General features: G+C 42.8%; 14 protein-coding genes. 7 read left to right on the top strand and 7 right to left on the bottom strand.

Features of this window, described 5'->3' with window-relative positions:
- Positions 1-216 precede the first annotated feature (216 nt).
- From B1A85_RS25920 to proB, 7 genes are all read left to right on the top strand, one after another.
- Positions 217-417, top strand: a complete 201-nt coding sequence (locus B1A85_RS25920) for a hypothetical protein (RefSeq protein ID WP_104546288.1) — start codon at positions 217-219, stop codon at positions 415-417.
- 295 nt (positions 418-712) lie between these two features.
- A complete protein-coding gene (locus B1A85_RS03455) occupies positions 713-1,990 on the top strand; it encodes a GNAT family N-acetyltransferase (RefSeq protein WP_104545502.1) in 1,278 nt (425 codons plus the stop codon).
- A gap of 3 nt (positions 1,991-1,993) precedes the next feature.
- The gene (gene ruvX / locus B1A85_RS03450; protein WP_104545501.1) at positions 1,994-2,500 is read left to right on the top strand and encodes a Holliday junction resolvase RuvX; all 507 of its coding nucleotides are present in this window, start codon (positions 1,994-1,996) and stop codon (positions 2,498-2,500) included.
- 212 nt (positions 2,501-2,712) lie between these two features.
- The gene (locus tag B1A85_RS03445) at positions 2,713-3,285 is read left to right on the top strand and encodes a DUF3727 domain-containing protein (RefSeq protein ID WP_104545500.1); all 573 of its coding nucleotides are present in this window, start codon (positions 2,713-2,715) and stop codon (positions 3,283-3,285) included.
- Between the two features lie 89 nt (positions 3,286-3,374).
- Entirely contained in the window at positions 3,375-4,454 is a 1,080-nt protein-coding gene (gene mltG, locus B1A85_RS03440; RefSeq protein WP_104546287.1) for an endolytic transglycosylase MltG, read from the top strand.
- A gap of 126 nt (positions 4,455-4,580) precedes the next feature.
- A complete protein-coding gene (locus tag B1A85_RS03435; protein WP_104545499.1) occupies positions 4,581-5,117 on the top strand; it encodes a YqeG family HAD IIIA-type phosphatase in 537 nt (178 codons plus the stop codon).
- Positions 5,118-5,240: 123 nt separating this feature from the next.
- Positions 5,241-6,344 (top strand): glutamate 5-kinase, encoded by a 1,104-nt coding sequence (gene proB / locus B1A85_RS03430; protein ID WP_104545498.1) that lies wholly within the window; start codon positions 5,241-5,243, stop codon positions 6,342-6,344.
- Here proB and B1A85_RS03425 read toward each other — a convergent pair.
- The 7 genes from B1A85_RS03425 to B1A85_RS03395 all read right to left on the bottom strand — a co-directional run bounded on the left by B1A85_RS03425 (position 6,341) and on the right by B1A85_RS03395 (position 14,083).
- Complete coding sequence (locus tag B1A85_RS03425; RefSeq protein ID WP_146087132.1) at positions 6,341-7,441, bottom strand: hypothetical protein; 1,101 nt, start codon at positions 7,439-7,441, stop codon at positions 6,341-6,343. The genes proB and B1A85_RS03425 overlap by 4 nt on opposite strands.
- Before the next feature lie 652 nt (positions 7,442-8,093).
- Positions 8,094-8,702 (bottom strand): TetR/AcrR family transcriptional regulator, encoded by a 609-nt coding sequence (locus B1A85_RS03420; RefSeq protein WP_104545496.1) that lies wholly within the window; start codon positions 8,700-8,702, stop codon positions 8,094-8,096.
- A 67-nt stretch (positions 8,703-8,769) separates the two neighbouring features.
- Positions 8,770-9,219 carry a cyanase gene (gene cynS, locus B1A85_RS03415; RefSeq protein WP_104545495.1) on the bottom strand — a complete coding sequence of 150 codons (450 nt, stop codon included), beginning with the start codon at positions 9,217-9,219 and terminating at the stop codon, positions 8,770-8,772.
- Positions 9,220-9,347: 128 nt separating this feature from the next.
- Positions 9,348-10,232: an ABC transporter ATP-binding protein gene (locus tag B1A85_RS03410; protein WP_104545494.1), complete on the bottom strand. Its 885-nt coding sequence runs from the start codon at positions 10,230-10,232 to the stop codon at positions 9,348-9,350.
- 67 nt (positions 10,233-10,299) lie between these two features.
- Entirely contained in the window at positions 10,300-11,124 is an 825-nt protein-coding gene (gene ntrB, locus B1A85_RS03405) for a nitrate ABC transporter permease (protein WP_104545493.1), read from the bottom strand.
- Positions 11,125-11,133: 9 nt separating this feature from the next.
- Positions 11,134-12,717, bottom strand: coding sequence for an ABC transporter substrate-binding protein (locus tag B1A85_RS03400; RefSeq protein ID WP_104545492.1), 1,584 nt, complete (start codon positions 12,715-12,717; stop codon positions 11,134-11,136).
- 184 nt (positions 12,718-12,901) lie between these two features.
- Positions 12,902-14,083 carry an acyl-CoA dehydrogenase family protein gene (locus tag B1A85_RS03395; protein WP_104545491.1) on the bottom strand — a complete coding sequence of 394 codons (1,182 nt, stop codon included), beginning with the start codon at positions 14,081-14,083 and terminating at the stop codon, positions 12,902-12,904.
- Between the last annotated feature and the right edge of the window lie 28 nt (positions 14,084-14,111).

The raw sequence follows: 14,111 nt of genomic DNA, 5'->3' as shown, positions 1-14,111 counted from the left end.
GGCGACAAGGCATATATTGAGAAGTTTTTTAGAGATTTTAATTTTCTTACCTCTTGCAATTTCCCTGCTTTAGTCCATCATTCTGTAACTTTTTTTAATAAAATGCCCGTTGAAGCATTACACTTCATTGCAAAGTGCGACAATGGTGAAGCAGCACGTGATAATTTCGGATTTGGATTAACTCGCACAGGATCATTAAAGGAGAACACCGTGGCAATGCAATCAAAGGAGCTAAAACAACATTCAGTGCGTGAAGACTTCAGTGAGTATGTAGCACATCTTCAGCTTCATATGACTTTACAAGCTCGGAATTTAGTTCCTAACCTCAATCCGAAGGTAATTGACAGCCGCGAACATCTACTCCATCAAACACAAGCAACGATTGAAAAATTCATTTCTCGCCAGGCAATATCCTAAGTATCGTACCGCTGTTAGGTTATCAAGCACAGCCGGCAGTCGTGTCAACTTAACAAGAGACTCCAGACCTTAACACGCATCATCAGTGCTAAGGTCTTTTATGTTTTGGTAATATATTGAGAAAATTTTGTAAAATGTATAAAGCTAAAAATCTATTCCAGTAAGGTTTTGCAGCATATAAATTGCCAGTAGTCAGAAATCCGTACTTCAGCAGAACAGCGATCGCCAAGCTTTTGCCGTTAAGATAATTGCAGCGACACCTTTTAACTTCAGGCTGAATGGCGGCCCATCTAACATGACTTCCATGCCTCCCCAAAACCAAAGTCTAGTCATTAGACCAGTTCAATACCGCGATCTAGATGGTATTGAACGCTTGAGTGCTGAATCCTTTGAAGCAGAACAATCAAGTAATGCCAAAAATGCAATGCGTTCGCGAAGCGCAAACAAGGTTCAGTCGCACTTAAGCCCGCTGCGTCGTTGGTTTGGACTGCTAAAGTGTTTAAGCCTTTTTCCTAACCCGCTACAGTATCGTTTTTGCATCTACGTAGCTGAGCAATACCGCCAAGTGCTAGGTATGATTCAAGTGGCACCTTTTAATCGTACTCGCAGTACGTGGAAAGTTCAGCAAGTTGCTGTCGATGCGAAAGCCCGCGCGCAAGGAATTGGTTCGCAACTTTTGCGCTACTGCTTTGAAGCAATTGGTGAAGCTCGCACGTGGTTATTAGAAGTTAATGTTAACGACAAAGAAGCCTTAGCGCTTTATCGTCAGAACGGGTTTCAGACCTTGGCACAGATGACATACTGGGAAATCGAGCCAAGCTTATTACAAGAATTATCCGCACGAGAACCTGATTTACCAAACCTACTGCCTGTAAGTAATGCAGACGCACAGTTGCTCTACCAACTAGATACTGCATCAATGCCACCTTTAGTCCGTCAAGTGTTTGACCGCGAGATTCAAGACTTTAAAACAAGTCTTCTTGGCGCACTCATCGAAGGAATAAGACAATGGCGCAGTAAAACTGAGGTTGTGAGCGGCTATGTGTTTGAACCGCAGCGGAAAGCAGCAATCGGTTATTTTCAATTACGCATGTGTCGCACCGAACAACCGCACGTTGCAACTTTAACGGTACACCCTGCGTATACTTGGCTGTATCCAGAGTTGTTGTCTCAACTAGCACGGATTGTTCAAGACCTACCACCCCAACCTCTACAACTAGCTTCGGCGGATTATCAACCAGAACGCGAAGAATATCTAGAGCAAATTGGAGCTAAGCGGATAGAACATACACTAATGATGTCACGCTCGGTTTGGCACAAAATCCGCGAGTCTAAATTCGCTTCTTTAGAAGGTCTGCAATGGCCAGAAGTCCTTCAAGGTTTACAGCCAGCGCGTAAACCCGTACCTGGTGGCATGTCTTGGATACCAGATACTCCATCTACCTTATTAAAGCTCAAGACGAATTCCCAATCGCATTTTGCTAATCAATTTAGTGCGTCAGACGCAACTTCTGCAAGTAATCAAGAGGAAGATTCGTTGCAACATCAGCTAGACGACGAGGCAGAAAAGTAAATAATGTCAGAAGTTAGCCATCTACAAGTCACTAGCAATCATCATGCTCATAGCGTGACGGAAAATCTAAGCAAACAGCGCTTTATCTCAGCATTAGGCTTAGATATCGGTCGCAAGCGGATTGGCGTTGCTGGATGTGATGGAACGGGTTTGATTGCTTCAGGACTCACAACTATCGAGCGCAAATCTTTTGCTGCGGACTTGGCACAACTCAAGTTGCTTGTTCAAGAACGCCGCGTTCAAGTGTTAGTTGTTGGTCTACCTTATTCGATGGATGGCTCGTTAGGTAAGCAAGCACAAGAAGTACAGAAATTAGCAAGTAGATATGCTCGCGCTTTACAATTGCCGTTGGAATATGTCGATGAGCGATTGACTTCGTTTCAAGCCGAACAATTACTCCAAGCACAAAATCTTTCTCCATCACGTAATAAAGGACTTGTCGATCGCAAAGCAGCAGCTTTGATTTTGCAGCAATGGTTAGATGAACGCCGCACGCAGCTAAGGGCGTAGCATACTGCCCATTTGCAAGATCGCCTTTTTAAATTGATTTGATGCTGATTAGCAAAAAGTCTGTAAGATTAGGAGGTTAGGCACGCCAGCGTGATATTCTGAAAGCTAACCAACACTACCTAAAAAGAGTTTATTTATAGGTAGTTTTTGCATGTAGGTAAGTTAATTACCAACGTCCTTGTCAGATAAGTTGACGGTTTTTACTATCGGCTATGTTTCCATCTGAATTTTCTGAAGATAACGAGCAATCCCATGCTAGCTCCGTCACACTGACGGATGAAGCAGGACGCGAACTAACTTGTTATGTAGAGCGATCGCTTTACGTAGACAATCAAGAGTATCTATTGCTTCTTCCCGTAGACTCTGCAGTAGAGATTTTCGCTTGGCAAGGTGACGGCGAGGAAGAAGAAGCTGTTCCTGTCGAAGACGAAGAAACTATTGACAGAATTTTCAGCACTGCCGAAGCTGTTCTTGCTGAGCAAAATTTAGTTTTAAAACACACCGCATTTGCTTTAACGGTTGCTGGTGAATTACCACCAGTTGAAGAAACTGAATTATTTACACTGGAAATTGAGGAAGACGGCACCGAGCTAGAACCCGAGCAATTACAGTTATTAGCAAGTTTCTACCACGACGAGCAAGAATATGCGATATATACTCCTTTAGATCCACTACTGTTCTTCGCCAAAGCAAACGGTAGCGGTAAACCCGAACTACTTTCTCCGGAAGAATTTCGCAAAGTCCAACCACAGTTAGAAGAACAGCTATTCGATGAAATGGAATAGTACTAAAAAATTAAGCGTGGGCATCAACGGTATTGCATCTTCTGCTAGATCCCAGGCAATTGAAAGCTCAAGCTCAAGTAGCAAGAAAAGTGGTACAAAAAATATTTAAGTGGTCGCTCATTTTAGGTCTGCCACTAGCGTTAGGATTAGGTGTTTTGGCAGGCAAAAACTGGTGGAACTCTGTAAGTTCGCCTCCACAATTAATGGAAGCATCCGCCGTACCAGAAATTCCTGAAGCTCAAGTCGTCAAGTTTGAAATTCCTCAAGGTACAGCAACGCAGCAAATCGGGCGCGATTTGGAAGCCGCAGGGTTAATCCGTTCCGCAAGAGCATGGGACTTATGGGCACGCTGGTTGAAGTGGCAAGATCCAGACGGTGGGTTTAAAGCAGGAACGTATGCGCTGTCACGAACGCAGTCACTCGAAGCGATCGCCGAGCAAATTTGGCAAGGTAAAGTGATCGAATTGAGCTTCACCATTCCCGAAGGTTGGTCAATACAGCAAATGGCAACGTACTTTGAAGCGCAAGGCTTCTTTCCTGCTACAGAGTTTATTGCTGCTGCTAGTACAATCGACCGCAATAAGTACCCGTGGCTCCCTGCAGACTTACCTCATCTCGAAGGCTTTTTATACCCAGATACGTACAAGCTAAACGGCGACCAAGTTACACCCCAAGCCGTAGTCAACCAAATGCTGCAACGCTTTGAGCAATTGGCGCTGCCTTTGTACGAACAACAGCGCCATCAAACGCCATTTGACCTTCGTGAATGGGTAACGCTAGCAAGTATCGTCGAAAAAGAAGCTGTTGTAGCCAACGAACGCCAAACAATTGCCGGTGTTTTTGTGCGTCGGTTAGAGCAAGGATTACCTTTAGGAGCCGATCCTACAGTCGAGTACGGTTTGGGCATTCGCCAAACTGCCGACCAACCATTGACGCTGGCTCAGGTTAATACACCTTCTCCTTATAATACCTACCTTAATCCTGGATTACCACCAACACCAATCGCTAGCCCTGGACTTGCCAGTCTTCAAGCAACACTCGACCCCGAAGATACTCCATATCTTTACTTTGTTGCCCGCTATGACGGCACGCACGTCTTTAGTCGGACTTTAGCTGAACACGAAGCAGCACAAGCCGCAATTCGCAGGCAACAGCAATTAAAACAATAAGCTACGTCGTTAGAAGCTACAACATGCTAGCAGTGGATGTAGTTTAAAAAGATACTTGACTTACTGTGGTTAATTACTTTATCGAGAAAGTATACTTGATTCCTCTACCGTTACTTTGAGCAGAACATGGATTGGAACGAACTACTGCAGCCAGACTTAATTCTTGAAGGTTCTATTCTCCACCTAACACCTGATGTTCTGCAACAGTATCAAATCAAAGGACTAATATTAGATGTAGATGAAACACTTGTACCTATCAAAGCTACTGCAGCATCTTATGAGTTGCAACAATGGGTTGCTAATACCAGAGAAGTTGCTGAAATGTGGCTCGTTAGCAACAACCTCAGCGATGCGCGCATTGGCAGTATTGCTCGCTCCTTAAACCTACCTTATATTTGTGGTGCAGTTAAGCCTTCTCGACGCAAACTGAGACAAGCATTAGCGGCAATGAACTTACCTGTTGCACAAGTCGCGATGGTAGGCGATCGCTTCTTCACTGACGTCCTAGCAGGAAATCGCTTGGGAATGTTTACCATCCTGGTAGAACCTTTTGTAACTCCTGGTGAAGTTGTTCGCTCTTCTCCAATCCGCAACTTTGAAGTATTACTATCACAAGCTATGGGAGTTTCATTATCGGCAAAAAATAAATATTTAGATAAATAAACTTGTTAGAAAAACTGAAAATCTTAGAGAGCGGTCTATTTCCTCAAATGCTTACGCCGATCGCATTGGCACTTTACAATTGATATTTGGAATTGAGCATCTTACTAGCCTCTTTTTTTGTTAATGCCTCAAACTCTTGTCGTCAAAATTGGCACTTCAAGTCTGACACAACCAGAAACAGGTCAGTTAGCACTTTCTACTATTGCCATGCTGACAGAGGTTTTGACTCAATTACGACGACAAGGTCATAAAGTCGTATTGGTGTCTTCTGGGGCTGTAGGAGTAGGTTGTGCGCGATTAGGTTTAGTTGAACGGCCAAAAACGATCGCCCTCAAACAAGCCGTTGCTGCAGTTGGACAAGGGCGATTAATCCGCGTGTATGATGATTTGTTTACGACGCTACAACAGCCGATCGCACAAGTTTTGTTAACGCGAAGTGACTTGATGGAACGCAGCCGCTACCTTAAGGCATATAATACTTTTCAAGCGCTACTTGGTTTAGGAGTCATTCCGGTAGTCAACGAAAACGACACTGTGGCTGTAGAAGAATTAAGATTTGGTGACAACGATACTTTGTCGGCTTTAGTCGCCAGTTTAATCGAGGCTGACTGGCTATTTCTACTCACCGATGTAGACCGCTTATATTCTGCCGATCCGCGTTTTGTTCCCGATGCTAAACCGATAACTCTTGTCGAGAATATCGCCCAGTTAGCTCATTTACAAGTTGGCGATCGCGGCTCGCAATGGGGAACTGGTGGCATGGTTACAAAAGTCACTGCCGCACGAATCGCAACAGCCGCAGGCGTCCGCACAGTAATTACAGAGGGGCGCTCTCCCTACAACATTTCGCGCATCTTGCAGGGCGAACCACTCGGAACGCAGTTTGCACCACAACCGCAGCCCACAAATGCACGCAAGCGTTGGATTGCCTATGGTTTAATTCCTGCTGGCAAACTTTACCTCGATTCCGGTGCGATTGCTGCAATCTGTCAAGGTGGTAAGTCTTTATTAGCTGCAGGTATTACTGCTGTAGAGGGAGAATTTGATAGCCAAGAAGCTGTGCAGCTATGCGATCGGCACGGCAATGAAATCGCCAGAGGAATTGTCAACTATAGCAGTGACGAACTCAAGCGCATTCGCGGGCGACATTCTAAAGAAATTTCAGCAATTTTAGGCTACGAAGGTGCAGAAACTGTAGTGCATCGCGATAATCTTGTCTTGATTTAGCCTCTAGGATGAAGTAGTTGTGTATTTGATATGCGTTGCGCAACAATTTCAAATCGCACGCTTAAGCCTTTCATTTCCTTATCTATATACGACAGCAGTGCATAAATAAAAATAATCACACCTAGCATCTCAAAAAATTCCTCAATACCTGCGATTACTGCATAACCCATGTTTTGTTCGCCGTAAATTTGTGCATAGTATCCGCCAATTGCTTCGATACCAATTGCACCGCTGACAAAGATTGTGCCTGCTACCAAAATGAGCTGACGAGTTTTGCTGGGTAGATCTTTGAGAAACTTTGCAAATGCCAAGAAACACAGTAAAACAAATATGATACCAGGAACTATCCACGTATAATGCAGTAAGCCACTAGCATTGAATGCAGAACGCAAAGGATCAGTCATGCGCTCGTGCAGACTTGTAATCTCATCAATAGCAAGACCGAGAAAAATTATCGACAGTGCAACCCAGTAACGCACTTGGCGATCGCCTCTTACGTGCTTTGCACGTGCAATTATTGCTAACAATATTGAACTTACAAGCAACAAACCCATTGCATAAAGTGTTGGGATATTAAGCTCTCGGTCTAAATTAAACAGTTCTGCAATAAAATCTCTGGAAAAATAGTCAGGTAGAAAGTGTTCGGTAAATTGTCCCACTAAGTGAGCGCCTAGTAGGATAACTGCTATATAAAATAGCAACCGCGTAGTTCTGTAAGGAGAAACAGGAATTTCTAATTTTTGGCGCGGTATCTTTGTCTGTTGCTTTGTCTCTACAGTGTCTAACTGATGTCGATCGTCTTTTTGAATTAGACGCAGTTTTTTTTGTGAACTACGCTCGGGTAAAACAACTTTTTCAATTAAGTAATCAAGCGTTTGTTGTCTAATCCAACCTTTTCTAACTAAAATTTCTCCTAAACGTCTTCTTTCCGATCGTTGAGCAGCAAGTGCTACTTTTAGCTGCTCAGAATCAATAAAACCACCTTCAATTAGATATCTTCCTAACGGCTTCTGCTCCTCGATATCTTTCTTAACCTTAATCACCATTAGCGATTCCTCATCCTGACGACCGCGTTGCCAATTGCCATGACAACGCATTGTCTGTGGATCTTTATGGTGTCATTATTTAAGCTATGGTTAAGATGAGTTTAAGGAATCTTTGCCGAGCTTGCGACTAAATTAATGATTAGTTAAAGACTGATACATCGCTCGCCCAATGTGTTAGTGTAGCCTTACAAATACTATTACTTTAGTAGAAATTACTTTTATAGAGGCGAGTTTTCTATTTAAAGCGATCTTGCGAGTAACATTCCTGTTTCCAGCAGCTTTCCAGGAGTTGTACTCTATACATATATTGAAACCGTCGTGGATTTAGTATAAATTCTGTTGTGGAATCAAATAAAGGTTGATTCAAGTATTGCAATATTGGAAAGTTAGCAAGGCTATATTTCAGACTCATAATGTTTTGTTGGATAGTTATGACAATAAGCAGTTTTCAATGAAAATAACAACTCAAAGACAATTTACTGCTAAATTAACATTGCCATAAATCCCACTTACTTTGCCTGGTGAGGAATACTGAATATTCAAATCATCTTGAGTTTAAATCTGTAATTTTGCGGTTGTAATGGAGTATTTATGACATTAATATCTGGTTAGATTTTTACTTCAAATGCCACAAAATAACTTAACTCCATTATTAAAAAAATATTCATCACTTGTAGTAATAGCTAAAAATCTTAATTAATAGTTACCTAGCATAACAACTCGGTTGAACGAGTGATGCATTCAGAAATGCCCGAATCATATTAAAACCTCGCTGCAAACGTGCAGGTTGCTTATATAAACGTTCCATTAACAAAACCCCCTCAATCATCGTCAGTAGTTGTTCGGCTAGTTCTTCAGGGTTGACGTTTGGTTTTAGTTGAGATTGACCTGCTTGTAATAATTGAGCGATCGCACTTTGCCATTCATCGAAGACTTGAGCTAAATGTTCTTGAAACGAGGTATCGCGCTCAACTAGATCGACAATCAAATTACCTAAAAGACATCCCGCACAGTTAGGATCGCTAAGATGCTTTTCCTCCAAGCGGTCGATCGTCCAAAAAAGGTTTGCGATCGGATTTCCAGAGGCATTCATTGCAGGTACTAGGATAGCAGCTTTAAGCTCATTCCATTTAAAGTCAATGAGGGCGTGTGCCAGTTCGTCTTTTGACTCAAAGTAGTTGTAGAAACTACCGGAAGATACTTGGCTAACTGCAAAGAGTTCCTTTAGCCCTGTTGATTGAACGCCTTGACGATGAATCAGTTCTCCAACCGACGATAATATATCCTCGCGAGTCCGCTTGAGATTGACCATAAATGTTAAGTAGCTGCTACCCACAGTGTTTATTTTATTTCTGTTACTTGTATTACAGCAAATTGCTTTACCACTTCTTGTAAGGCAGGAACTTACCATTCATAATCACTTTGACGCGATCGCCCTTGGGATCTTCCTCCTTTTCTACCTCTAGGGTAAAATCAATCGCACTCATAATGCCATCGCCAAACTTTTCGTGAATGACTTCTTTAATGGGCATTCCGTAAACTTGCATAATTTCATAAAAGCGATAGATTAGCGGATCTGTAGGTACGACAGGACCTAGTCCCTTTGCAGGACAAGCCGTTAGTTCTGGTATTAGATCTTGACTGAGATCTAAGGCATGCAGAATTTTACTAGCTTCATCTTCCGAGGCGCTTGCTTGACGATAAATTACCGCAGCAATCCATACCTCATCGCGCCCAACAGATGTTTCTAAATCGGCAAAGCTTAGACCCTTAGCTTTCTTTGCTGCGAGTAGTTTCTTTGTAACTTCAGGAATTTCAACTAACATCATTAACTCCTTGTTTACTAGGTGGGATAATCGCGTATCAACATCGTCTTTGGTAAGCGGTAATTAGGAACCTATTGATTGATATGGTTTCTCATAACCAATTACCAGTTTTTCAGTTATGTCACTACTTACTAAGCATTAACTCCAATTCGCGCTTCTTCCACAGCCCGCGTTTCTTGCGACAGGTGCATTTCTAATTCGGCTTTTAGGTCGTGGTACGCTGGATACTGGTCTAGACATTCGCGCTTGCGCGGTCGGGGAAAAGGAATATCTAAAACTTCAGCAATGCGAGCCGCCGGACCTCGCGTCATCATGACAATTTTGTCTGAAAGTAGCAAGGCTTCTTCAATGCTGTGAGTAATGAGGATAACCGTTTGCCGTTGTTGTTCCCAAATTCGTGCTACTTCGTCTTGCAAAAAACCACGTGTCAGCGCATCCAAAGCACCAAACGGTTCGTCCATCAGCAGAATTTTCGGGTTAATCGCGAGGGCGCGGGCAATGCCTACTCTTTGTTTCATCCCGCCAGAGAGTTCGTGAGGATGCTTGCGTTCCGCACCGCGCAGCCCAACTAAGTTAATGTACTCGCGGGCAATGTTTTTCTGTTGGGCTAGCGGCATTTGTGGATACACTGTCTCAATTGCGAAGCGAATGTTCTCAATGACTGTCATCCATGGCATCAAAGCATAGTTTTGAAACACGACGCCGCGATCGGGACCTGGTTTGCGAATTTCGACTTCATTCAGCTTGACTGAGCCGCGCGTTGGTGGAGTAAGACCAGCAATAATATTGAGTAAAGTCGATTTGCCACAACCAGATGGACCAATAATTGAGACGAAGGTATTAGCTTCGACTTCTAAGTTAATGTCTGCAAGCGCTACAAAATCGGAGGAAGTACGTCGTAGGAGCTTATCTTGCCAACTTTGCCGCCCTGGATAAACCTTGAAAACATGATGCAAAGCAAGTTGGATAGAAGTAGCGCTAGTTTTGTTAACAGGATCGACGCGTGAAGAAATCATAATAACGTTAGGACTACTTAATGTTACAAACGACTTGTCTTACTCCTCGGTTTGTAGCAGCGTGCTGCTATTTCTGCTGTCCAAAAGAAACCCAAGATTGCAGCAATCCAAATATTCGGTCTAGCAGTAAACCAACAAATCCGATCGCAATAATTGCGGTGAGGATACTCGTAATTTCTAGGTTGTTCCACTCGTTCCAAATAAAGTAACCGACTCCGGTTCCTCCTACGAGAATTTCTGCTGCCACGATAACTAGCCAAGCAATACCAATACTAATGCGCAATCCAGCAACAATACTAGGCGCAGCAGCTGGAAGAATCACCTTCCAAATCGTACGCCAGCGCGAAGCCCCTAATGTACGGGCAACATTAAGAACCGCTGGATCGACATTGCTCACGCCAAATTTCGTATTGATGAGTGTGGGCCAAAGGCTCGTAATTGCGATGACAAATAAGGCAGTATTTTCTGAGTCTTTGAGTAAACCTAGTCCTAGCGGTAGCCAGGCAAGAGGCGAGACGGGTTTGAGGACTTGGATATAAGGATCGACTGCCTTAGAAACAACGTCTGATAGTCCGATCGAGATACCCAGAGGAATGGCGATCGCTGAACCAATCAAAAAGCCGGTAATGACTCTTCTCAAACTGGCAAGCACGTGCCAGCCAATGCCTTTATCGTTAGGACCATAATCGAAGAATGGGTCAGAAACCCAGCCCCAAAAGGCTTGTAATGTTTGACTTGCCGATGGTACGAGTTGCGAGAAGATGTTTAGTTGGACTCCAAGTTCCCACACTCCCAAAAATAACACCAGTAAAATTAGAAATAGCGCAAATGCTTGCACGTTGCTATTGAGCCAGATAGGTGCGGATTTACGGCGCGATATTGTATTAGCCATAGCGCATCCTCAAACATTAAATTTTTGGCTTTGTTGTTCTAAATACGCTGCCGGATTTGCTGGGTCGAAGGTGTCAAACTTGAGGTTTTCGACTCTTGTTTCTTCATTAGGTGGGTTTTGACCTAATTCCTGCGCAAGTTCTCTTGCTAAGTCAGTCATGTAGATTTGTTCTGCAATTTGAGGATAGTCTGCTTTCTCGGCTGGCATCAAATCCCACCGTACCAACTGCGAGGAAATCCATTTGGCAAAGCTTTTCCAAGGATAAGGGTCAAAGCCAATACGATCGGGTACGTTGAGAGTATTTCCTGTCCCGTCATCAAAGTTACCTGTCATGACGGCTTGCAATACAGATTCCGGCTGGTTGAGATATCGACGTTCCGAAAGAACTTTCGCAATCTCGGCGCGATTTTCAGCAGCATCAGCGTGTGCGGCAGCATCAATAATCGCTTTATTAACTGCGCGAAAGGTATTAGGATGTGCGTCAATCCACTGTTGACTTGCGGCAAAAGCACAGCAAGGATGACCATCCCACAAATCTTTTGTCAACATGTGAATAAAACCAATGCCTTCAAATACCGCTCGTTGACCAAAATTATCGGGCATTAAGAAAGCATCAATTTGTCCTGCAGACATCTGTGCTACAGAGTCAGGCGGTGGCACAATTTGAATCGCAACATCGGTATCTGGATTTAACCCTCCAGACGCTAAGTAGTAACGCAACAATAGGTTATGCATTGAGTAGGGAAAAGGAACGGCAATCGTCATTCCCTTAAAGTCTGCAGGACCTTTAATGCGATCGCGATGTTTCAGTGCAACTGTGATTGATTGTCCGTTAATATTTTCGATACTCGCAAGTTGAATCGGGAAGCTAGTGGAGCCTAAACCTAAAGTCACTGCGATTGGCATTGGTGAGAGCATATGATAGGCATCAAGTTCGCCAGCGATCGCTGATTCTCTAACTGCTGCCCAATTCGGCATTTTTCTTAAGGTGACATTCAAGCCGTGTTTTTGATAAAAGCCTAGTGGTTCTGAAATTACAATTGGCGTTGCACACGCGATCGGAATAAAACCAATTGTTATATCTGTTTTTTCAAGGTTTCCAGAGGTGTTAGCTTCTTCTGATGACTGTGTGGTATTTGTGTTGTTTCCTCCGGCACAGCTAGCTAGGCTCACAATTGCAGCTGTTGCTGCTACCTTGATAAGAAAATCTCTCCGTCGGAATTTACTTGCCCGCAAAGTATCGCTAAAAAATTCTGTTGCATGAGGTCCAAATGCAGCTGCAAACGCTTCTTCTAATCCTCCTGCTTGTTTGATTAAGTCATTACATATTCGTTGCTGTTCTGGTTCAGCTTTGGCAAGCATTTGTAGAACTAAAGCTTTTCTCAATTCTGCGTGAGTGAATTTTTCAGCTAGCTTTAGCGTTTCAGGTTTATATTGCCCCATAGCTATTAAATCAGCAACTAAATCTGCTGGATCTTGGGGCATTCCTTCTATAAATTTCCAATGCTCCTCTGGAGCATGCAGCCCACCGCAAAAACATCCGAGACTTTCTAACTTAGAAGTTTTTCTTTTTGCATCCAATAGAGTTGCCATATGTTTTATGTTCACTTGAGTGCAGTCTTGATTTTTTCACAGATAAATTTATGTTTTCAGGTACATTTAAAAGCAAAAAATTGGCATTTTCCTTTTCTTGGTACTTAATGTATTTTTTGATAATTGCTTTTTTAAACGAACCACTGCAAATACAGAAAAAAAGGTGAATATGTCATCCTTTAGGTCAATCAGTAGCTACATCTTTCATATGAGATAGTAGTTTTCTTAAATGCTTGAGTGCTGGAGTTACAATTGCTACAAAGTAAGCTTCGCGCAGCTTTCTAGAAACAGTACTACCTTCCAAATATGCCTTGGCTCCTAAATGTAACATTGCTGATTGTGCAGCACGCAGAGCCAGTTCTGAAGCTGTGGCTCGTGCTTGAACAACTTCTCTGAAGAACTTATTGTCTTGAACATGTTGATGGTTAGATATTTCTGTTGCCAATATGTAAGTGTGTAGACGCAAGTTTTCCAGTTCGTTTTCTAAAGCTTCTACACAGTCGTCGAGAAAGCAATTGACATGAGCAAGTCGTTTGTTGGCTTCTTGCATCAACTCGATACAACTTGCGACTAACCCCAAACCCATACCTACTTGAGTTAGAACAAAACCAGCTTTAATTTGCTCTACATACTTGCCACAAGGTACTGCTAATATAAGTTCGTCAGGTATAAAAACATTTTTGAAAATACACGAGTAAGTGTTGCTGCCTTCGAGAGCAATAAAATGAGTATTGCAGCGTAAAGTTAATCCAGGTAAGCTATCATTAACAATCGCCATTAAGTAGTCGTCGGAATTAGCCAGTTGAGCCGCGATCGCAAAGTAATGTCCTGAACCAATATTTGATACCCATGGCAAAGTACCATTGATTAAGTATCCGCCTGCTTGTCGTTGTGCGACTAAAGCAATTTTCTCAATGCCAGCAAAATGCTTCATAGGATTCGATAAGCCTGTACCTGCTAAAATTTGCGCGCTGGCGACTTTGGGTAAAACGTTGTTGAGCAAGTATTTGTTCTCGCTATTTTGTAAATACCAAGTACAAGCAAATTGACACCACGTAATAAATCCTGTATTTAAGCATTCTTGGGAAATCGCCTCAATCATTTGTACCGGAAACTTTAGCCCTTGATATCCAGTACCGCCAAACTGTGTAGGAACAGTTTGCTTAAATCCACCAATTTCACCTAGCTTCTGGAGAAATATATGAGGGTATTCCCCTTTTTCATCAATATCTTTGACTTTAGGTTTTAATTCTAAACTAATTAACTTTTGTAGTTCCTGCGCGATAACTTCAGTATTTGTGCGATCGTCTAACAGCGTCTGCTCAACGGAAATATCTGTAAATTTGGTGTGAATATTGGGATGCATCGCGAGTTCTCTTTCGTAGTAACTACAA

It is taken from the genome of Chroococcidiopsis sp. TS-821 (assembly GCF_002939305.1).
Classification (GTDB): Bacteria; Cyanobacteriota; Cyanobacteriia; order Cyanobacteriales; family Chroococcidiopsidaceae; genus Chroogloeocystis.
Note: the sequence above shows the minus strand (reverse complement) of the source record. Positions and strands in the feature narration are given on the sequence as shown.

Excerpts from the sequence above, each read along its gene's own strand:
- B1A85_RS25920 (WP_104546288.1), top strand. The coding sequence starts at position 217 with ATGCAATCAAAGGAGCTAAAACAACATTCAGTGCGTGAAGACTTCAGT.
- B1A85_RS03455 (WP_104545502.1), top strand. The coding sequence starts at position 713 with ATGACTTCCATGCCTCCCCAAAACCAAAGTCTAGTCATTAGACCAGTT.
- ruvX (WP_104545501.1), top strand. The coding sequence starts at position 1,994 with ATGTCAGAAGTTAGCCATCTACAAGTCACTAGCAATCATCATGCTCAT.
- B1A85_RS03445 (WP_104545500.1), top strand. The coding sequence starts at position 2,713 with ATGTTTCCATCTGAATTTTCTGAAGATAACGAGCAATCCCATGCTAGC.
- B1A85_RS03435 (WP_104545499.1), top strand. The coding sequence starts at position 4,581 with ATGGATTGGAACGAACTACTGCAGCCAGACTTAATTCTTGAAGGTTCT.
- proB (WP_104545498.1), top strand. The coding sequence starts at position 5,241 with ATGCCTCAAACTCTTGTCGTCAAAATTGGCACTTCAAGTCTGACACAA.
- B1A85_RS03425 (WP_146087132.1), bottom strand. The coding sequence starts at position 7,441 with ATGCGTTGTCATGGCAATTGGCAACGCGGTCGTCAGGATGAGGAATCG.
- B1A85_RS03420 (WP_104545496.1), bottom strand. The coding sequence starts at position 8,702 with ATGGTCAATCTCAAGCGGACTCGCGAGGATATATTATCGTCGGTTGGA.
- cynS (WP_104545495.1), bottom strand. The coding sequence starts at position 9,219 with ATGATGTTAGTTGAAATTCCTGAAGTTACAAAGAAACTACTCGCAGCA.
- B1A85_RS03410 (WP_104545494.1), bottom strand. The coding sequence starts at position 10,232 with ATGATTTCTTCACGCGTCGATCCTGTTAACAAAACTAGCGCTACTTCT.
- ntrB (WP_104545493.1), bottom strand. The coding sequence starts at position 11,124 with ATGGCTAATACAATATCGCGCCGTAAATCCGCACCTATCTGGCTCAAT.
- B1A85_RS03400 (WP_104545492.1), bottom strand. The coding sequence starts at position 12,717 with ATGGCAACTCTATTGGATGCAAAAAGAAAAACTTCTAAGTTAGAAAGT.
- B1A85_RS03395 (WP_104545491.1), bottom strand. The coding sequence starts at position 14,083 with ATGCATCCCAATATTCACACCAAATTTACAGATATTTCCGTTGAGCAG.